Origin of the sequence: Paenibacillus sp. FSL M8-0212 (assembly GCF_038004645.1) — a bacterium.
Classification (GTDB): domain Bacteria; phylum Bacillota; class Bacilli; order Paenibacillales; family Paenibacillaceae; genus Paenibacillus.
Genome location: NZ_JBBORP010000001.1, coordinates 4,860,921 through 4,880,921 on the forward strand (window position 1 = coordinate 4,860,921; position 20,001 = coordinate 4,880,921).

General features: G+C 46.9%; 15 protein-coding genes. 11 read left to right on the top strand and 4 right to left on the bottom strand.

Going from position 1 to position 20,001, the window contains the following annotated elements:
* Window positions 1-7 precede the first annotated feature (7 nt).
* Window positions 8-2,053: an ATP-dependent DNA helicase RecG gene (gene recG, locus MKX68_RS21425; protein WP_340914022.1), complete on the top strand. Its 2,046-nt coding sequence runs from the start codon at window positions 8-10 to the stop codon at window positions 2,051-2,053.
* 114 nt (window positions 2,054-2,167) lie between these two features.
* Window positions 2,168-2,455 carry a stage VI sporulation protein F gene (locus tag MKX68_RS21430; RefSeq protein WP_036614589.1) on the top strand — a complete coding sequence of 96 codons (288 nt, stop codon included), beginning with the start codon at window positions 2,168-2,170 and terminating at the stop codon, window positions 2,453-2,455.
* A 529-nt stretch (window positions 2,456-2,984) separates the two neighbouring features.
* Here MKX68_RS21430 and MKX68_RS21435 read toward each other — a convergent pair.
* Entirely contained in the window at window positions 2,985-4,565 is a 1,581-nt protein-coding gene (locus MKX68_RS21435) for a response regulator transcription factor (RefSeq protein ID WP_340914024.1), read from the bottom strand.
* Between the two features lie 7 nt (window positions 4,566-4,572).
* On the bottom strand, window positions 4,573-6,381 hold the full coding sequence (locus MKX68_RS21440) for a sensor histidine kinase (protein ID WP_340914025.1): 1,809 nt from the start codon (window positions 6,379-6,381) through the stop codon (window positions 4,573-4,575).
* 131 nt (window positions 6,382-6,512) lie between these two features.
* Between MKX68_RS21440 and MKX68_RS21445 the strand changes: the two genes are divergently transcribed.
* From MKX68_RS21445 to glsA, 9 genes are all read left to right on the top strand, one after another.
* Window positions 6,513-7,844, top strand: coding sequence for an ABC transporter substrate-binding protein (locus MKX68_RS21445; RefSeq protein WP_340914026.1), 1,332 nt, complete (start codon window positions 6,513-6,515; stop codon window positions 7,842-7,844).
* A 112-nt stretch (window positions 7,845-7,956) separates the two neighbouring features.
* Window positions 7,957-8,808, top strand: a complete 852-nt coding sequence (locus MKX68_RS21450; protein WP_339194495.1) for a carbohydrate ABC transporter permease — start codon at window positions 7,957-7,959, stop codon at window positions 8,806-8,808.
* Window positions 8,805-9,641, top strand: a complete 837-nt coding sequence (locus MKX68_RS21455) for a carbohydrate ABC transporter permease (RefSeq protein WP_338587848.1) — start codon at window positions 8,805-8,807, stop codon at window positions 9,639-9,641. The genes MKX68_RS21450 and MKX68_RS21455 overlap by 4 nt, the downstream gene beginning before the upstream one ends.
* A 13-nt stretch (window positions 9,642-9,654) precedes the next feature.
* Window positions 9,655-11,208 carry an alpha-L-rhamnosidase-related protein gene (locus MKX68_RS21460; RefSeq protein ID WP_340914027.1) on the top strand — a complete coding sequence of 518 codons (1,554 nt, stop codon included), beginning with the start codon at window positions 9,655-9,657 and terminating at the stop codon, window positions 11,206-11,208.
* A gap of 703 nt (window positions 11,209-11,911) precedes the next feature.
* Window positions 11,912-13,564: a LytS/YhcK type 5TM receptor domain-containing protein gene (locus MKX68_RS21465; protein ID WP_445671125.1), complete on the top strand. Its 1,653-nt coding sequence runs from the start codon at window positions 11,912-11,914 to the stop codon at window positions 13,562-13,564.
* Between the two features lie 10 nt (window positions 13,565-13,574).
* Window positions 13,575-14,369 carry a LytR/AlgR family response regulator transcription factor gene (locus MKX68_RS21470; protein ID WP_249912207.1) on the top strand — a complete coding sequence of 265 codons (795 nt, stop codon included), beginning with the start codon at window positions 13,575-13,577 and terminating at the stop codon, window positions 14,367-14,369.
* 180 nt (window positions 14,370-14,549) lie between these two features.
* Window positions 14,550-15,785, top strand: a complete 1,236-nt coding sequence (locus MKX68_RS21475; protein WP_091034815.1) for an L-lactate MFS transporter — start codon at window positions 14,550-14,552, stop codon at window positions 15,783-15,785.
* A 261-nt stretch (window positions 15,786-16,046) separates the two neighbouring features.
* On the top strand, window positions 16,047-16,529 hold the full coding sequence (locus MKX68_RS21480; RefSeq protein WP_340914028.1) for a GNAT family N-acetyltransferase: 483 nt from the start codon (window positions 16,047-16,049) through the stop codon (window positions 16,527-16,529).
* A gap of 138 nt (window positions 16,530-16,667) precedes the next feature.
* Complete coding sequence (gene glsA / locus MKX68_RS21485; RefSeq protein WP_338587844.1) at window positions 16,668-17,609, top strand: glutaminase A; 942 nt, start codon at window positions 16,668-16,670, stop codon at window positions 17,607-17,609.
* A 227-nt stretch (window positions 17,610-17,836) separates the two neighbouring features.
* Here glsA and MKX68_RS21490 read toward each other — a convergent pair whose 3' ends face one another.
* Window positions 17,837-18,178 (bottom strand): YolD-like family protein, encoded by a 342-nt coding sequence (locus MKX68_RS21490; RefSeq protein ID WP_091028686.1) that lies wholly within the window; start codon window positions 18,176-18,178, stop codon window positions 17,837-17,839.
* On the bottom strand, window positions 18,175-19,419 hold the full coding sequence (locus MKX68_RS21495) for a DNA polymerase IV (protein ID WP_340914029.1): 1,245 nt from the start codon (window positions 19,417-19,419) through the stop codon (window positions 18,175-18,177). The genes MKX68_RS21490 and MKX68_RS21495 overlap by 4 nt, the downstream gene beginning before the upstream one ends.
* Window positions 19,420-20,001: the final 582 nt, after the last annotated feature.

Sequence of the window (20,001 nt, forward strand, 5' to 3'; positions counted from 1 at the left end):
ATTAGACATGAAATTGGAAGAAATATCAGTTAAGCAAATTAACGGCGTGAGTGCTCTCAAAGAGGGAGAGCTTCACGCCTTTGGCATCTCTACTGTTAAAGACCTGCTTGAATATTATCCGTTCCGTTACGAGGATTATCGTCTGCGTTCACTTAGTGAAGTGAAGGATGGGGACAAGATTACGGTCCAGGGACAGGTGATGGGTATTCCTGTATTACAACGATACGGTAAAAAGTCCCGTCTCACCTGTAAGATCATGACGGAAGAGTGGATGATTACAGCCACCTGGTTCAATCGCCATTTCCTCAAAGAACAACTTACCCCTAATCGGGAGATTGTGATTACGGGCAAATGGGAACAAAAACGCATGCAGATGACAGTTACTGACTCGGAGTTCCCCGATAAAGGCGATGGGCGTTCAGGCACACTGCAACCTGTATATTCGGTAACCGGCAAGTTGACGCAACAATGGATGCGGAAAACGATCAATCAGGGACTAATCCAATTCGGAGATATGATTCCTGAGATTCTGCCTCAGTCCTTGATGAAGAAATACAGCTTGATGCCTCGTAAACAAGCGATTGCTGGAATCCATCGTCCACAGGACAACCGGGAAGGTCAGCAGGCCAGACAGCGGATGGTGTACGAGGAGCTGTTTCTGTTCCAGTTGAAAATGCAGGCGTATCGTGCGCTCAACCGAAATCGCATGGATGGCGTGGTACATACAACGGACAATACGACGATCCGTGAGTTTGTACGCAGTTTACCTTTTGAATTAACAGATGCTCAGAAAAAGGTGGAGCTTGAAATTCTGCACGATATGCGTTCGCCCTATGCAATGAACCGGTTATTGCAGGGTGATGTAGGATCGGGTAAAACGGTTATTGCGGCAATTGCACTATACACGACTGTTCGATCCGGTTTCCAAGGGGCTCTGATGGTGCCTACAGAGATTCTGGCGGAACAGCATATGCGCTCACTGCAAAAGCTGTTTGAACCGTTTGGGGTAACCGTAGGGCTGTTAACGGGCAGTGTAAATGGACGTAAACGTAAAGATCTGATCGCCTCGTTGCAAATGGGCATGATTGATATCGTGGTGGGTACACACGCCCTGATTCAGGAAGATGTTTTCTTCCGTGATCTGGGTCTTGTGGTGACGGACGAGCAGCATCGCTTCGGGGTGAATCAGCGCAGCGTTTTACGACGCAAAGGATATAACCCGGATGTGTTAACGATGACGGCAACGCCTATTCCTCGGACACTTGCGATTACGGCTTTTGGGGATATTGAAGTATCCACGATCTCGGAACGTCCGAAGGGACGGATTCCCATCTCTACGTATTGGGTCAAACACGATATGATGGAGCGGGTGCTCGGTTTTATCTCCAGAGAAGTGGATCAGGGCCGTCAGGCCTATCTGATCTGTCCACTCATTGAAGAGTCGGAGAAGCTGGATGTGCAGAATGCCATTGATCTGCATGTGCAGATGCAGCAGAACTTTCCGAAATATCGTGTAGGTTTGTTGCATGGCCGGATGACGGCTGCGGAGAAAGAAGAGATGATGCGTGACTTCTACAGCAATGATATTCAGCTGCTCGTCTCGACTACCGTTGTGGAGGTTGGGGTCGATGTGCCAAATGCAACATTGATGGTCATTATGGACGCGGACCGCTTCGGTCTCTCCCAGCTGCATCAGCTTCGTGGTCGGGTCGGTCGTGGTGCGCATGCTTCCTATTGTGTACTCATTGCTGATCCGAAGACGGAGGTTGGACAGGAACGCATGAAGGTCATGACGGAAACGGAGGATGGATTCGAGGTATCCCGGCGTGACCTGGATCTCCGGGGACCAGGTGATTTCTTTGGTACCAAACAGAGCGGACTACCCGAGTTCCGTCTTGCCGACATGGTTGCCGATTTTGCTGTGCTCGAACAAGCCAGAGATGACGTAACCCAGTTGATTGAGGATGCGACCTTCTGGACCTCTATGGACTATACACCTTTGCGTGATTTCCTACAGCAACAGCAAGTATTCAAGGGCGATCTGATTGACTAAAGCTTGCGACGTAAGCTGGTTTTTCGTATTACCTTTGTAAAAAAAGACAAGTGTACAAGCCCTCCCGACATATGAATAAGAAGTGAGTTCATTCTTTGGGAGGTGCTATACGTTTTGGGTTACCAACAATATGGAATTAGTCCGCAGCTGGTGGAGCGGATCAAATTAAAGATGAAAAATCCCGCTGTCAAAGAGCGTATCAAAAAGTTGATTGATGGCGTGACCAAGTCTGATCTGCAAGATAAGGCCAAGGTCAGAAGGTTGGTCAAGTCTTCGGCAGTCATTATGAATGAGAATTTCTCTCCGGCGCAGGAGGAGCAGTTTGTTGCGTTTGTACTCGCGCAGAAGATTGATCCAAACAATACGTTTCATTTGATTAAGCTGTGGGGGATGTTTAGGTAGGGATTCTATGTAATGTTGGGTGGGGTAAAACATTCGTTTACACGAGGGCACTACGATGACAGAATAACCTTCCGAGCGCTGTTATCCCCGGATTTTTTGATTGACCCTTTCCAAGGGTAAAATCCGGTGATAAAGGCGCACGCTTCGCTTCTTTAGGTTATTTCTGTCCTCTCCGTTGTTGTATAAATTGATATATTTTATAAAAACCAAATTACATCGAATGTTTATGAAGTAATTTTAGGTGGGGCGTTCCATAAGTCAGGAAGATGACTTATGGAACGCCCTTTTGATTGTTATAACTAGGGACAAGCCTTGTGGCAATTACTCGGTTGAATATTCGTTTTAGTTATCGAAATGACCTATGACTTGGCCTGTGTTACCGTAAAAACAAAGTTTCATTGAGTATGTTATGTTGGTTAAATCGACCATCTTAGTACTTGCGAGCCTTCAAGGAATATGGGCTGATGGAAGAAGGCCAGTACCTGCCGAATGATCGCTAAGCACCACACGAAAACAAGGAACTGGGCCATCATACATGGCCTGGTTCCTTGTTGTTTGCGGTGAAGGATTTGTGTTGCTTTCGGTATTCCTCTGGGGTCCAACCGGTCAATTTTTTAAACACCCGAAAAAAATATTTTGGATTGTCGTAACCCAGCTGTTTGGCAACCCGGTAGATTTTATCGTCTGTGCTCGTTAAGAGCTGCTTGGCTTGACTGATCCGTAGTCGGTTTACGTAATCAGTGAAGTTCTCGGATGTCTTTTCTTTAAATAAATAACTGAGGTAACTCGGGTTCAGGTAGAACAGGGACGATACCCATTCCAGCGTTAAATCCTTGGTATAGTGATTATAGATATATGTCCTGACGTTGTCGATCACTTGATCTGATGCGTAGGGGTTGTCTTCCTTAAGCAGAAGAGCTGTTCCCGTCAGCACCTTTACCATGTAATGCCTAATGCACTCCATATCGAACGAGACGTTCAGGACGGCCTCCAAGCTGGAAGAGGCGCTACTGTTACCTCCGTTCTGGATATAGTTACTCAGCAGCCGTTTGGTTTCCGTGATAATGTCTCTACACTGCTCCTTCAGGTGGGCAAGCAAAGCGTCAGGCTGGCGTATGTAGAAAGCAAAGAAATCGGTGATGAGCTCTTCCGCCTTCGGTACATTCCCGCTCTCTATAAAAAATAACAGTTCATACGTTCGAGCCCACTTCAGTTGATGTAAAGGAATTTGCTCGCGTGAAAATACGTAACATTTTCCAAAATCGGTAATGGCTCGTTCGTCCAACGCAAGGATCGTTTGATGATGAGCTTCTCGGACCCCACCAATACCTGTATGAGGCAAGCTGATCCCTACACAACAATCCGTAGTTTCGGATTTGGTCAAAATGATACTTGCTGTTTGTTCCGCCATTTTCTGCAAATCAAGCTGGCCTGAGCAACCCAGATCATGCATCAGGAAAAACAATAGCTGATCCGTTTGTGGATGAGGAATGTACAGGCCATTCGAAAAGGTAGGCAGTTGCTGTGCTGTAAGCGGTTGAGGACCATAAATCGTCAAGAAAATGAACTGGTCAGAAGCCATGATGGCGGCAAATTCCGCAGAGCGGAACAGAGGTGTTTTGATGGATGAATGGGGAGCCAGCACATAATTCAGGAAGGCTTGCATGTCTGTATCCCTTTTCATCTGCTCCGTTTCTACTTCTCTTAGAACGACTTCCCGCTGAAGAGAGCGCTCCTGTTCGATGGCTTGGATGGCTTGGTGAAGCGTACCGTGGATTTCATCCCGGCTAAAAGGCTTCAGCAGGTAATTTACAACTTTCGCAGAGATTGCTTCCTGCATATAATCAAAATCGGTATGTCCGCTAATGACAATTAACTTGATGCGCGGATATTGCTGGCATACTGTCCTGATCAACAGCTTGCCGTCGACCTCAGGCATGCGCATGTCCGTAAAGATAATGTCCGGCTTGAACGATTCAATCAAAGCCAAGGCGTCTGCGCCGTTATCTGCTTCGCCTAAGAGTTCAAGTGAGTGCTCAAAAGTCCCGATTTTTTTCAACAAACCTTTGCGGATCAAGGGTTCATCGTCCACAACGATATACGTGTACATCTCTTGGTCACCTCTTTTCCCAATTGGCCGGAATTTCGAGTGTAATTCGAGTTCCTGTATTCAAATCGGTATGAAACGAAAGGCCGTAACCCTCTCCGTAATACAAAGCAATTCGTGAATGCACGTTTTTGATGCCGATGCTTTGTTTATGCCTTTGACCAACGGCGACGAATTCAGGTGGCTGCTGGAGCAATTGTCGAAGTTCTTCCGCTTGTGTTGAGGACATGCCCACGCCATCGTCCCAGATCTCGAACACGATGCTGTCCTCCTGAAACAAACCGGTAATGGTAACGGAACCCTTCCCACGTTTGTTCTCCAACCCGTGATAGATGGCATTTTCCACGAGTGGTTGCAACAGAAGCTTCAGCATGCGACGACTCCGAATTTCCGGGTCTACATTCAGGTTGAACGCGAACTTGTCACCATACCGAATCTGCTGGATGGCCATGTAGTTTTCTACATGTTGAAGTTCTTCGCTGACCGGGACCAGCTCGCTATCCGTTTTGATGCTGTAGCGGAACATGTCCCCGAGTGACTTGGTCATCACCACAATACTCTCAACTTCTTCGATCTCGGCAATGCTATTAATCGACTCCAGCGTATTGTAGAGGAAATGGGAGTTGATCTGTGCTTCCAATGCCTTCATCTGGGAGTCCAGCATGAGTATTTTATTCTGGTAACTTTCTCGGATATGCGTATCGATGTCTTTCATCATTTTGTTGAGCTCATGGTAAAGGATTCCAATCTCGTCGACTTGCCTCGTTACTTGAGGCTTGATGGTCACAAAACGATGAGATTTGGTTTTGCGCATCAGTTTGGTCAATTCGATGATGGGTTTGGTGATCAGGTTGGATAAGAAAAAGGAAAGCAGAAGGAAAATGACGGCACAGCTTATGGCCACGTATAACAGCAACTTTTGCGAGATGTTGTACTCCTCATACAACCGATCCATAGAGATGTTGGCAATCACGTTCCAATTGCGGCCGGGAACTTTCTGGATTACCGTCATCATGTTATCTTGGATGGATTTGTACTGTGAATTGCTGCCGACTTGATGCGTTGCCGCAGCCAGCGTATCGGAGAGAGGAGTGCTAACTCTACTTCCGTCGCTGGAGTACAAGATCTCGCCAGCGTCGTTCGCCAGATATAGATTGGACAAGCTTGGTGCCGGATTACGTTTTAGACCGTCAAAAATGTTCATACTGCAATCCAGCATAAACACGCCTAGGAACTCGTTGTTGTTGGGATCGTAGAGAGCTCTGGAGAAGCCAATGGATTCCTTGGCGTTAATGATGTAAGGTTTGACGCCAACTTCACCAATATACAAATCGCCTTTACGTTGGATCGTATTTAGATACCACTCATCGCGAAGTGCGACATAATCAAGGCGTAGGTCTGTGCCGCTACTGCCATAGCTTATCCATTTGCCATCTGGTGTGAAAAGGTACAAACCATTGATGTAATTGTAGCCAAGCAGAATGTTTTCAAAGATCAATTTCAATTTGCTGCGGATCATGAAGATTTCATATTGATCGTTGGTACCGTTCAACTTGATTAGTTCATCACTCACAGTGCTGTAAGCGGTTGCATTGGAAGACTGCTGAAGGAGTGTGACGGAGATCCGGTCGATGTTCTGCAAAATTTCCTCCATGCTCTTGACCGAATTGCCTATAGTTGTCGACGTCACGAGAGTGGTCTGCTCATTCACCAGCTTCGTGTAACTGCGATAGGAACTGACAGAAACGACGATAATTGGCACGATCGATACGAGGACGAGGACCAGAAAAAGTTTAGTTTTGATGTTGAACAGAATCATACGTGCTCCTCCCGCCATTTGTCAATTCTAAAAATAGTGCACCATACGAGCCAAAGCAAATGCACTTTTGCCCACCGTATGATGAGAATGTGCACAAAGCAAGAATAAACATGAATCGGGGGAATGACAAGATGAAAAAAAGAAAACGACTGTGGTCCCTAACTTTGGTACTGCTCATGATGTTTCTGAGCGCATGTAGCTCCAGTAGTCAGGAGGGGAGCGGTACGGATAATAGCATCGGGAGTTCAGATGAATCAGTAAAGCCGATTACATTGACGATGATGCTATCGGGAAACAAGGCGTCTGATGGAGAGGATTTCGAGTTGGAAACCTTGCCGCGTCTGGTAAAAGAGAAGTTTCCGAACATTACCCTTGAAGTGCAGAAATTGCCTGATGATCAGTACAATACATCCGTACGTACCAAGCTTGCGGCTGGACAGGGGCCGGATATGTTCTTGATTTTTCCAAAGAATGCAGCTGGCGGCGTCAATGATTTCGCAAAGGCAGGATTTGCTGCTGATCTATCCGATCTGAAGTTCTGGGACAACATCAGCCAAGGAGCGAAGGCAGATATGTCCTATGAGGGAAAACCTTATGGAGTGGCCAAAGGACTAGACTTCCTCGGCGTTTATTACAACAAGGAGTTGTTACAGCAGGCCGGATATTCCGAGTTTCCGAAGGATTGGCCTTCGTTCCTGGAGTTGTGTCAAAAGTTGCAGGCAGCGGGCGTAACACCAATTGCGATGGGTGACAAGGACCCTTGGATGATTCAATTCGGTATGTATCCGATTGCGGCCAATGTCGTGTATCCGAATGAGATGGATTTTGATGTAAAACTCCAGAAAGGCGAAAAATCGTTGACTGATCCCAAGTGGGTTCAAACGATCTCCAAGTACAAAGAGCTCTATGACAAGAACTATGTGGTGAAAAACTCCCTTGGCATTGGAAGTGCCCAATCTGCGCAGTTGTTTATCGACGGGAAAGCAGCCATGACCTTTACGGGAACATGGGATTATGCTTCCATGACGTCCAAAGGCGCTGCCGAATTTACTCGCGGATTCGCCTCATTGCCAGGTAACGAGCCGGAACAGCCGGTGTTTGTATCTGCTGCAACATCTGCGGGATACGCTTTGAACGCCAAATCGGCAAACCTGGATGCAGCCAAGAAAGTACTGAACTACCTGTTCGATGGTGAATCCGATCTGTTCAAGGCATTTGTGGAAGCCAACAGTTCCATCAGCGTGTATAAGGACGTAAAACTTGAAAAAGAATTGTTTAAGGAAGTGAATGACAACTATCAACAAACTGGAAATTCTGTCTACTTCAGCAACCAGATGTGGCCAGCCGGAGTATCGGACGTCATGCAGGCAAAGTTTGCCGAAATTATTGCTGGACAGAAAACAACACCGGAAGATGTGGCAAACGCCATGGAAACCAAGTTCAGAGAGCTGTGGAAAAATTAGAACAAAACGATGCTGTCTGCTGTAAAGGGGAGAATGATTGTCCTTCTTCCCTTGCCGCAGGCCCTCTTGGAAAGGATGGAGCAGGATGAGCTCTACTGTAATGAAAAAGTCCATGTACTGGTTTGCTTTGCCGGCATTGATCTTCTACCTGACCTTCTGGATCTTCCCGATCCTGCGGTTGTTCCAGTACAGTATAACGGACTATAACGGGTACGCCCAAGCCTATAACTATATCGGTTTCGACAACTATAAGGAATTGTTCCGGAGCGACATCCTAGGCATTTCTTTAAAAAATACACTGATCTATACGTTCGTCACCGTCATAGCTGGCAATATCATCGGTTTGGCAATGGCATTGCTGTTAAACATGAAAATAAGAGGAACCGGGATTTACCGTTCCCTGGCGTATATTCCCACATTGTTCAGTGCGATCGTCGTCGGATTTTTGTGGAGCTACGTCTATATGCCGGATTACGGGCTGATTTCTTCCTTTCTCGATAAACTGGGTATCGCAAATGAACTGAATTTCCTGGGTGATTACTCGACCGCACTGTATTCTATTATCTTCGTGGAAATCTGGAAGACGATCGGAACGACAATGATTATCTTCCTTGCAGGACTACAGACTGTTCCAAGCGACCTTTTGGAAGCCGGACGGATTGATGGCTGCGGCTCATGGAGATTGCTACGACATGTGAAGATTCCATTACTGGCAACAGCGATTACAATCAACGTGACGTTAAGTTTGATCAATGGACTCAAAGCGTTCGACTTCCCGTTTATCATGACGAATGGCGGTCCCGGCACGGCTACCAACACGCTGATTTATACTATATACAAGATGGCATTTACCGAACAACTCTTTGGTAAAGCTTCGGCTCTTGGTGTCATTTCCTTTGCCGTAATTATCGTCATTACCGCTGTTTTTGTCCTGAAAATGAACAAACGGGAGGTGTCGGCATGATGCTTCGTAAAGTTTTGGGGAAAGGGTCCATTCAGGTTGTCGTGTTGTTGGTGATGGTGTTAAACCTGATTCCGTTAATTATTGCCTTTTCGACATCACTCCGAGATCCAAGCAACAACACAAATCCGCTGGTCCTGTTCCAGGAGATGTCCTTTGCAAGTTACAAGGCTGCCTTCGACCGCATGCACTTTCCGGAAGCGCTATGGAACAGCGTGGTGTTAACCGGCGTATCGGTCGTGTTCGTTGTCCTGTTTGCGGCGATGGCGTCCTACCCGATGGCCCGTTTGAAGACAAAGCTAAGCAAGTTCATGTATTTGTTTTTTTTGTCCGGACTCGTGGTACCTGCGCAAATGGTATTGATACCGATCGTGCAAATGATCAATGCGCTTCATATCCCAACGAATCAATATACGCCTATTTTCATGTTCATTACGTGCAGTCTGCCGTTTTCAACTTTCCTGTACACGGGCTTCATTCGAAGCGGTGTGCCTGAGGAGGTAGAGGAAGCGGCGCACATCGATGGGGCGGGATTATTCCAACGGTTCTGGACCGTCGTGTTCCCCTTACTCATTCCAGTGACGGTTTCGGTCATTATTACGCAAGGTGTCTGGATATGGAACGATTATTTCTTCAATATGATCTTTATTTCCAGCGCAGGAGATTCACCGTTACCGCTGGCCATGCTCGGATTTTTGGGCGATCAGCAAAATCCCACGCAGTGGAATGTCCTGTTTGCAGCGTGCTTTCTGTGCGCGCTACCGTTGCTGCTGGCGTTTCTGTTCCTGCAAAAATATTTTATCGGTGGTATGACCGTTGGGGCGGTCAAAGGATAAGGAGGACACTGCAATGAGTGAAAAAGTGATAAACACAGCCTGGCTGGAAAAAGCGCAGGGTCTGATGCCGGAGCTTCGCCAGCAAAAGGTCTATCCGGAACATATCGTGAGCGCAATTCCGGATGCGTCGGCTTTTCAGGGATGGCGTATCGAACCACTCGGCTTAGCAGAACACTTATCTGATCAAGTGTTGTGCAAGGGAGACAGTGTTACGCTGGATTTCGGGGAGCATCTCGTCGGTTATCTGACCTTGTCGCTTCTTAACGAGCGCAGTAATGCAGATGCACCTCTCAGGTTGAAGCTCACATTTGGAGAAATGCCCTGTGAGGTCGGTGAGAATTTTGCAGAATATTCGGGTTGGCTTAGCCGTTCATGGCTTCAGGACGAAATCGTGAATGTGGACGTGTTACCTGGCGCGCTAACACTGGACCGTCGCTATGCCTTTCGGTATCTGAAAATCGAGGTGGTAGAAACGTCGATCCGTTACGATATTCGAATTAACAATATATATTGCATGACGGTGACTTCAGCAGACATAGGGGCAGTACCTCAATTGCCTGAAGGTATCGACACGGAGCTGCTGGAAATAGATCGCGTGTCCGTGAAGACACTCCGGGATTGTATGCAGACGGTATTCGAAGATGGACCGAAGCGCGATCGACGTTTATGGATCGGAGATCTTCGCCTTCAGGCCCTCGTCAATTATGAAACATTCGGCTGTAATGATCTCGTCAAGCGCTGTCTCTATCTCTTTGCCGGAACGAGATTAGAGGGAGGCCAGGTAGGAGCCTGTTTGTACGAACAACCGGAACCGTACGTGGACGACATTTACCTATATGACTATGCGTTGTTCTTTATTGCGACATTATGGGACTATTTTGAAGCTACGAAGGACAGGGAAACGTTGGAAGAACTTTGCCCGATCGCTCAAGAGCAGATTGAGATTGGACTTAAACGACTTGATGAGCGGGGCATCGTACGGGATGACGATACATGGTATTGTTTTCTGGACTGGCATGAAGAATTAAATAAACAGGCCGGTGCTCAGGCAGTTCTCATCTATAGTATGAAAAGGGGCAGATCAATTGCCAAAGAACTAGGGCTGCCGGATTATGAGGAATGGATTAACGCACACATCAAAGACGCTGAGCGAGCAGCCCTCACATATCTGTGGGATGGTGATCAGGGGTTTTTCGTCAGTGGTGATAAAAAACAGGTATCCTGGGCATCGCAAGTATGGATGGTTCTGGCTGAGATCATGGATGCTCCAGCGGCCCGGCAATTACTTGATCGGTTAACGAGTAACGGAGAAGCTATTAGCATGACCACACCGTACATGGTTCATCATTATGTTGATGCATTGCTTATGTGCGGGGAAGAGGAGCAGGCACTGGAGCAGATCCGAAGGTATTGGGGCGGTATGCTGAAGGATGGAGCGGACACTTTCTGGGAGCTCTACGACCCGGACGACAAAACGTATTCTCCTTATGGCAGCAATTTGGTCAACAGTTATTGCCATGCTTGGAGCTGCACACCAAGTTATTTTATCAGGCGAAATTTTTTATAATTTTGGACTTGAGGTCAACCAGGTACGTCTGGTTGACCTTTTTGGATTAGTTTTAGGATTACAGTAGAGAGCCAAGGCCTATTGTTTTTTATTTATCTCTCTTTGTTCGCAACGTTAAAAGAACGAGTGGCTATTAATGAAGCGATAAATACGAATATTAAAATAAAGTTATACGGGTTTCCTTTAAGCTTGTAGACTTGAACGATGAGTGCCAGAGTTGAGATGCTTAAGAGTATTCGCAGGACAATAGCTGATGAGCGATCGGGATGATGGCTTCGTCTGGAGATAAAATACAGGGTGTACCATAGAAAACTAAAAAGCAGAAGCAAACCTAAGAGTAGAATGGCAAGCATGCATGAACACCTTTCTGTAATTAATTTCACTGAATAATTGGAATAACATGACAACTAATTATAACATAGGTTTTTCTGGAGTCTGACATTCTCATAGAAGTTAAGGGATGAACCGTTATAGGGCATGGTGCAGTATAGTTGATGTATTTTCACAGGATGGACTTTGCTTTCCTCCGGGGGGAGCGGTAAACTGTTGCATACGAGCATACGAGCATACGAGCATACGAGCATACGAGCATACGAGCAGCAGCGATCAATGTCATGGATGTTACGTCAAAAAGGCGTGGCTGCGGCGGTATGCATTTTATTTTTAGACAGATGTGGAGGAAGTACGATTGGAAATGTTTACGATGCTGCTGGGTTTATTTGAACGGGCGGCGCTGTTGATTATATTTTTATTCTTTCTGTCGAGGGTGCCAAGGTTTAGGCAGATTCTGCAAAAGGGGAAATTAAGGTGGCAGGAGTCTATTGCGGTTACCTTGTTATTCTGTGCTTTTGCCATTTTCGGGACATATACGGGCATTAATGTTGAAGGTTCACTGGTGAATGTGCGGATCATCGCCGTGTTATCGGGTGGTATTTTGTTCGGAGCGCCTGTGGGTATTATTACGGGTCTGGTCTCTGGGGTGCATCGGTATCTAATTGATATGGATGGCGTCACAGCTATACCGTGTCTAATCACGAGTATCCTGGCAGGTCTGGTCTCCGGTTATATACATAAGTACACGCCCAAGCCTAAGCGATGGATCATCGGTATTGGTGCTGGAATGATCTGTGAAGCGCTGACGATGTTATTAATCTTGTTATTTTCCTATCCTGATCCACTGGGTGCCGATATTGTTTCGAAGATTGCGCTGCCTATGATTCTGGGTGAAGTCAACATTGGGCTGATTGTGCTCCTGGTGCAGAGTGTCGAAGGGGAAAAAGAGATGATTGCAGCCCGTCAGGCGAAGCTGGCACTGGAGATTGCTAACAAAACCTTGCCTTATTTCCGTTCGATTGATGAGGATTCTCTGCGCAAAATCTGCCGGATTATTCAGGAGGATATTCAGGCTGATGCGGTTGCAATTACGGATACCCGGAATGTACTGGCTTATGTAGGATTTGGTGAGGAACGATATCATATCGGTAATGAAATTATAAGTGAGATGACCAAGCAGACGATATCCAGCGGGGAGATTACGATCAGTAATGATGTCATTGATGAAAAAACACCGGATATCCACTCGCTATTAATCATTCCGCTTAAAGAACGAGGAGACATCACAGGTGCGCTCAAAATCTATTATCGCAAAGCGTACAAAATTACGTATCCATTGCAAACGATGGCTGTAGGTCTGTCGCAGATCATCTCAACCCAGATGGAGGTATCGCGGGTAGAGGAGATCAAGGCTGCTGCCAACAAAGCAGAGCTGCGTGCGTTACAGACAACTATTCATCCTCATTTTCTGTTTAATGCGTTAAATGCGATTGCTTCCTCCATCCGAACCAAACCGGATCGTGCGCGGGAGCTGATTGTGAACCTGTCCGGGTACATGCGTTACAATCTGGAGCTGTCGGATGAGTTAATTGATATTCATAAGGAACTGGAGCAGGTCCGTAATTATGTAGAGATTGAGAAAGCTCGCTTTGGTAGCCGACTGAACGTGATCTATGACATTGATGAGGTCGCGGTGCATATTCCGAGTCTTGTTATCCAACCGCTCGTCGAAAATGCAATTATTCATGGCATTCTCAAGGTCAAAGGACCCGGGACTGTTCGAATTCGGGTACAGGATTATCCGGAGTTTGTACGAATCAGTGTCAGTGATACAGGAGCAGGCATCAGTGCAGATATTATAGACCGGGTTTACCACGACCGTATGCCTGGTAATCAGATCGGGCTATACAATGTGCATCGCCGGGTCAAGCTTATCTACGGACAAGGTGTAACCATTACAAGGCTGGAACAAGGAACGGATATTTTATTTGATGTGCCCAAAGGAGATGTCGTAACAAGGTGATGATGGATCAATGAGAGCTCTTATTGTGGAAGACGAGATTCTGGCAAGTGAGGAATTAAATTATTTAATCCAGGAACATAGCCAGATTGAGGTGGTTGACCGCCTTGAAGACGGGCTGGATGTACTGAAATTTTTGCAGGAACAAGAAGTAGATGTCATTTTTCTCGATATCAATATTCCCTCGTTGGACGGTATGATGCTGGCCCATCATATTGGGAAGTTTGCAACGAAACCTTATATTGTATTTACTACGGCGTATAAGGAACATGCAGCGGAAGCCTTTGAGTTGGAGGCGTTTGATTATATTCTGAAGCCGTATGACGAGAAACGAATTGCTGCAATGCTCCATAAGCTGGAGCTCGCATTCAAACGTGATCATACGCTGATGGAGCAACATGTTGAGGATGGACCAGTTACTATGGTGGACGGATCTACTGCGCAGGGTGAACTGCTACGGGATACGAATTCCCATACGGACAGAAGAATTAATCTGCTGCGGAATGACAATATTATTGTTACGGATACGGCAGACATCTACTATGCGGAAGCGCAAGAGAAAGTGACGAAGGTATATACCAAAAATGGGGAGTTCACCATGCCAGTGAGTATATCGGATTTTCACAGCCGTCTGCCACAGGATACGTTCTTTCGCTGCCACCGTTCGTACGTTGTAAATCTGTCGCAAATCCGTGAAATAGTACCTTGGTTTAACAATACGTATCTGCTCCGTCTGCGCGATTTGGAAGCTGAAGTGCCCGTGAGTCGTGGGAAGGTCAAAGAATTCAGGCAACTCATGCGCATCTAGAAGCATTTCATTCCGCATCTGATGCAACTCATGCTCAAAACGGTGTAATGAATCCCCTTTCATGTATGATTAGCTTGTGAACGCATTCATGTATATGACATCGGCAAAGGGGAGATCACGATGAAAGCAGCAATTTCATCAGCTTCATCAACACCTGAATCAACATTTGCACCTACAAAAATGAACCGCTGGCTTATTGTTTTGGGGACCATCATTGTACAAATGGGTCTTGGAACCATCTATACTTGGAGTTTATTTAATCAACCGCTGTCTGATCGTTTCGGATGGGACGTCAGCTCGGTCGCGATAACTTTTTCAATTACCAGTTTTGCTTTGGCTTTTGCCACATTGTTTGCAGGACGGTTGCAGGAACGTTGGGGTCTTCAGCGCCTGATCCGTGTAGCCGGGGTTGTGCTTGGGCTGGGTCTTATTCTGAGTTCCCAAGTCACTTCGCTAACACTGCTGTACATTTTGGCTGGATTTGTTGTTGGTTTTGCAGATGGTACGGCGTACATTACGTCACTGTCTAATCTGATCAAATGGTTCCCGGAGCGTAAAGGTCTGATCTCGGGGATCTCGGTCGGCGCCTTTGGTACCGGTAGTTTATTGTTCAAATATGTGAACTCGGCATTGATTGGTGCCGTTGGTCCTGCTCAGGCATTTATGTACTGGGGCATTATTGTTCTGGTTCTGGTCGTTGCGGGATCATTCCTGATTCGTGAAGCGGTTGTTCGTGAACAGGCTCCGGCAAGCAAGGAAGGATCCAAACAAGTCGTGGCACGTCATGACTACACGGTGAAAGAGATGCTGCGTACAAAAGAAGCGTACATGCTGTTTGTTATTTTCTTCACGGCGTGTATGAGCGGTCTGTATCTGATCGGTATTGTCAAAGATATCGGTGTACAGCTTGCAGGTCTCGATGTAGCTACCGCTGCGAACGCAGTGGCCATGGTTGCAATCTTTAACACGGCAGGACGTATTATTCTCGGTGCGCTGTCGGATAAAGTAGGACGAATGAAGGTCATTGCTGGTGCGCTGCTTGTTACAGCCGTAGCTGTCATGACACTTAGTCTGGTTCCACTGACCTTCGGAATTTTCTTCGCCTGTGTCGCGGCCGTTGCATTCTGCTTCGGCGGTAACATTACCGTATTCCCGGCGATTGTGGCTGATTACTTCGGACTGAAGAATCAGAGCAAAAACTATGGTGTGATCTATCAGGGATTTGGATTTGGTGCTTTGGCAGGATCATTCATCAGCGCTCTGCTGGGCGGATTCCATCTAACCTTCATCGTGATTGCTGTACTCTGCGCTGTCTCGCTGTTGCTCGCACTGATCATCACCCCTCCAGGTCAAGGTCGTCGTGCACGTCAACGTGAAAAACAGATGAACCTTAACCCTTCATCACGGGCAAGCTAACAACATGCACTGGAATTACGGAACAGAGAATATTTCTTCATCTTAAAAAGCAAATTAAAAAACAAAATAAACAAAGCGGTCTCCAGTTGAGGCCGCTTTTTGGTATCTACAGTTGTCAGATTGCTGACTTGTTGGCCTATCGGACCATCTGGCTGCCTGCAAGCGTGGTGCCCTGTGTGCATTCCATCATTCGCATCTGTTATACTCTAGATGAATTCATCAAGACTAAGACCAAGTTATGTACCCCAGAGGAGGCATATCATGAAGTTCATTAAATACACACAACCTGATTTTGATGATTATTATGCATTGGTTTCCAATATGGAAGTAATGAAACAGATTACAGAACGTGCAATACCGGAGCAAGAGGCGAGAACGCAATTTGAGTCCATGCTGGAGTTTAATGAGCGTTCCACTTGCGGACATTACCGGGTATTTAGTGAAGATGGTGCCGGTGTGGCGTATGCCAAATTGATTCCGGATCAGGAGGACCCGACCAAGGCTGAGATAGGTTACATGATCCTGCCTGAACATTGGGGCAAAGGCCAAGGTACATCCATAGCGTCACGGTTGATTATTCAGGCACAAGCCGCAGGGATTGGATCACTCTATGCAGTTATCGATCCGGCTAACGCTGCTTCCCGCCGGATCTTGACCAGACAGAACTTTGTATCCACCTGGACAGGTGATTACGATGGTCTTCCTGGTGAGATTTTGGAGTTAAATCTTCAAACGAAGCGGTAAAGGAACTGTTCTGAGGGTAATCAGATAATATAGGGCATCTTGCATGAGATGGCTGAAGCTCATTATCACCGTGGGAGTTCACGCATGCACATTTCATGCAAGATGCTTGCTAATATAGAGATGTGGAGGAGATGACATATGAGCAATTCAACCATGGAACGTCTGAATGCATTGCTGCCGGAGTGGCTGGAGACCAGTCGTTTGCACACTGGGCAGGGTAAAGTGGCTTCTTATATTCCAGAGCTTGTCAAAGCCTCTCAGGATGAGCTTGGTATACATATCATGGACGCCGAAGGGAACCATGTGTCGGCAGGGGATTGCGGTGTCCCATTTACGATGCAAAGTATCTCCAAAGTATTTACCCTTATTCTGGCCCTGATGGATCATGGGGAAGAAGCGGTTTTCTTTAATGTAGGAAAAGAACCGACAGGCGACGATTACGATTCGATGATCAAGCTTGAATTGGTTGAACCCGGTATTCCATTTAATCCATTAATTAATGCAGGTGCGATTACGGTGTCCTCGCTTGTTGGAGGAGACTGTAAGGAAGAGAAATCACGCCGCATTCTGGAGTTTTTCCGCAAACTGGCGAATAATGATCAGCTGGGCTATAACGAAGAGGTATTCGAGTCCGAATCAGAGAGCGGTCACCTGAACCGTTCACTTGGTTATTTTCTGAAGCATAATGGTGTAATCAAGGATGACGTGGAAGATGTACTCGCCGTGTATTTCCGTCATTGCTCCATTGAAGTCACCTGTGCAGATTTGGCGCGAATGTCACTCGTTCTGGCCTATAATGGAACAGATCCAATTACGGGAGAAGAACTCATCCCTCGTCGCTATGTTCAGATTGCCAAAACCTTTATGACGACCTGTGGGATGTACAATGCTTCAGGCGAATTTGCCATCGAGGTAGGTTTGCCCGCCAAGAGTGGTGTATCTGGAGGCATCTTGACCCTTGTACCAGGACAATTCGGCATTGGTCTTGTAGGCCCGGCTCTGAATCGCAAAGGCAACAGTATTGCTGGCGTGCATCTGCTCGAGCGTCTGTCCAAGGAATTCGACTGGAGCTTTTTCTAAAAGTTTTTCAGAAAAAAGAAGCTGTACCCTTATATGTAGCCGATGAATCACGTATCTGATATTTTGCTTCTTTAGAACGAAGTGAATGTTCGGGATATGTTTCGTCGGCTGTTTTTGGTATTCATCAGGATGTGTAGGAAGGCAGTCCTGCATGGTAACGACGATGCTGCATCTATCATGGAACATCCACAACATCGAGGTGGGTATATACGCCTTCATTTATTAATTCATTCATTGGCAAGCGCCACATCCGTAATGAGGTTCATCTGAATATCCCGGGACCCATCTTCCATCAGTAGTCTGAGGGTCCGGGCAGGACGGTCCAGCCGAAGCACCTGCCCCGTGTAACGGATATCGTCATGTTCGTGAAACAACGTAATAGTGACCCTATCTCCAAGCATCATCGAGTTGCTGAGCAAACGGGACATTTCTTCCGCGGCCTGGGCATCCAGGGATGGGCGGGTACGAGGAGCAAGTTGTTCCTGATGAAGAATATAGGCTTCCCGGTGTTCGGGGAGCATCATGCGTGAGGACTCGAAGATACCGTTTTGCTGCAATTTTTTACTCATTTATAATGACCTCCAATTTTATGAGAACGTTCATGGGCTTGCGCGGACGAGCAGAGGGAGGATGCCCGCATGATGGCGGTATCTCCGTACCTGCGCTTGATATCATCCGTGGCACGCTCCAGTTCTCGTTTGCGTTCACGGTCATCAAACCAGGACAGCTGTACTTCAGAATCGGGTACAAGTCCGGTCAATGACACGCTGATGCGGCGGATGGGTAATCCGTCCCAATGGCGCAGGAACAGAGCTGCTGCCGCATCGTATACTTCATCCGTAATGTTGGTGGGTTCATTCACCTTCATCTGGCGGGAGAAACCGGTTGGCCGATCATAATCCTGTCCGCGACAACCAACCGAGACCACATGGCCCATGAGTGATTTGTCCCGGGAACGTCGACTGACGAGTTCCGCCAGTTCAAGCAGTACCACTTTGATATCTTCCCAGGAGTCATAGTCCCGGGGCAGCGTCATCTGATGTCCGATTCCCTGCTGCTGATGAGCATAGGTCCCGGGTTTGACCGGGGAATCGTCAATACCGCGAGCAATACGCCACAGTACCTCGCCATTCACACCCCAACGTTCTCTCAGTCGGGACAGTGGGGTCTGGGCAAGATCACCGATCGTATGGACGCCCATCTTGTAGAGATGCTGCGCCATGCGGGAACCGACCATGAACATGTCTCGCACAGGCTTCTCCCAGATGGTTGAAGGCAGATCTTTGCGAGGTAGCGTACAGATGCCTCCAGGGACTTTTTTGGCATACAGATCACAGGCCATTTTGCTAACGACCTTGGTATCACTGATACCGATTCGAATGTACACACCCGTCTCATCCATCACCCTCGATTGAATGCTGCGGGCAATCGTCTCGGGGCTGCCGAACAGATCCAGGCTTCCGGTGACATCGAGAAACTGTTCGTCAATACTATAGGGTTCCACCAGATCGGTGTAAGACTGAAGGATACGCGTAATATGAAGGGACACCTGAATGTACTCGGCCATCCGGGGGCGAACAACAACAACATCCGGACATTTGGCGAGCGCTTCGCCCAGTCGTTCTGCTGTCGTAATTCCATAGGACTTGGCGAGTGGACAGGCCGCAAGAATAATGCCCGAACGGCGCGCCGGATCTCCCGCAACAACGAGGGGGCGATCCTTGTATTCAGGGTGTGCAGACTTCTCCACACTGGCATAGAATGACTGGCAGTCTGCCAGCATGATGACACGTCTGTCTTGGCGGGGCATAAGACTTCTCTCCTTATTCGTGATGCTAAGCTCTTATGTTAAGAAGCAATTATATTCATTTGAACATCGATAATTAACAGTTTATTTACAGTATGGAACAAGTGTTCTTGTTTATAAGCATATCCGACAATTCGAAATGCGGCAACCGGAATTATTTTGCAAATTGGACACAATTATGGGTTAGCTATATTAGAGGCAGAAATTAGGAAATAAGATGTGCTTTTTTACATTTAATGTGAGAGATCCATGACTTCCGGGTGATGACCGGGCGTTCATTTGGGTTTTTGTAAAAGGGTTATAAATGGGCACAGTCCTATAGAGGGGGACTGATGTCCTTTTTTGATTTTCTGCATTTTTCAGAAAACCTTGATGTGACGCGGAATATCGCTGATGCGTTATCGGACTATAGTATCAATTTTGTAATCTTTATGGTTAATACTGTAAAAAGGTCCGCAACTTTAAAATATAACTCGCGTTTAATGGGGTATGTGTTCAAACGGCAAACGTTGCCTGTACCCGCGTTGCACATAACAATAAAGGTTCCAGAAGTGCAAGATCAGCAGGGTATCTAATCCATGCGAT

Bases quoted from the DNA above. Each gene is read 5' to 3' on its own strand.
- MKX68_RS21455 (WP_338587848.1), top strand. From the start codon at position 8,805: ATGATGCTTCGTAAAGTTTTGGGGAAAGGGTCCATTCAGGTTGTCGTG.
- MKX68_RS21475 (WP_091034815.1), top strand. From the start codon at position 14,550: ATGAACCGCTGGCTTATTGTTTTGGGGACCATCATTGTACAAATGGGT.
- MKX68_RS21435 (WP_340914024.1), bottom strand. From the start codon at position 4,565: ATGTACACGTATATCGTTGTGGACGATGAACCCTTGATCCGCAAAGGT.
- MKX68_RS21480 (WP_340914028.1), top strand. From the start codon at position 16,047: ATGAAGTTCATTAAATACACACAACCTGATTTTGATGATTATTATGCA.
- recG (WP_340914022.1), top strand. From the start codon at position 8: ATGAAATTGGAAGAAATATCAGTTAAGCAAATTAACGGCGTGAGTGCT.
- MKX68_RS21495 (WP_340914029.1), bottom strand. From the start codon at position 19,419: ATGCCCCGCCAAGACAGACGTGTCATCATGCTGGCAGACTGCCAGTCA.
- MKX68_RS21445 (WP_340914026.1), top strand. From the start codon at position 6,513: ATGAAAAAAAGAAAACGACTGTGGTCCCTAACTTTGGTACTGCTCATG.
- glsA (WP_338587844.1), top strand. From the start codon at position 16,668: ATGAGCAATTCAACCATGGAACGTCTGAATGCATTGCTGCCGGAGTGG.
- MKX68_RS21490 (WP_091028686.1), bottom strand. From the start codon at position 18,178: ATGAGTAAAAAATTGCAGCAAAACGGTATCTTCGAGTCCTCACGCATG.
- MKX68_RS21440 (WP_340914025.1), bottom strand. From the start codon at position 6,381: ATGATTCTGTTCAACATCAAAACTAAACTTTTTCTGGTCCTCGTCCTC.
- MKX68_RS21460 (WP_340914027.1), top strand. From the start codon at position 9,655: ATGAGTGAAAAAGTGATAAACACAGCCTGGCTGGAAAAAGCGCAGGGT.
- MKX68_RS21470 (WP_249912207.1), top strand. From the start codon at position 13,575: ATGAGAGCTCTTATTGTGGAAGACGAGATTCTGGCAAGTGAGGAATTA.
- MKX68_RS21465 (WP_445671125.1), top strand. From the start codon at position 11,912: ATGCTGCTGGGTTTATTTGAACGGGCGGCGCTGTTGATTATATTTTTA.
- MKX68_RS21450 (WP_339194495.1), top strand. From the start codon at position 7,957: ATGTACTGGTTTGCTTTGCCGGCATTGATCTTCTACCTGACCTTCTGG.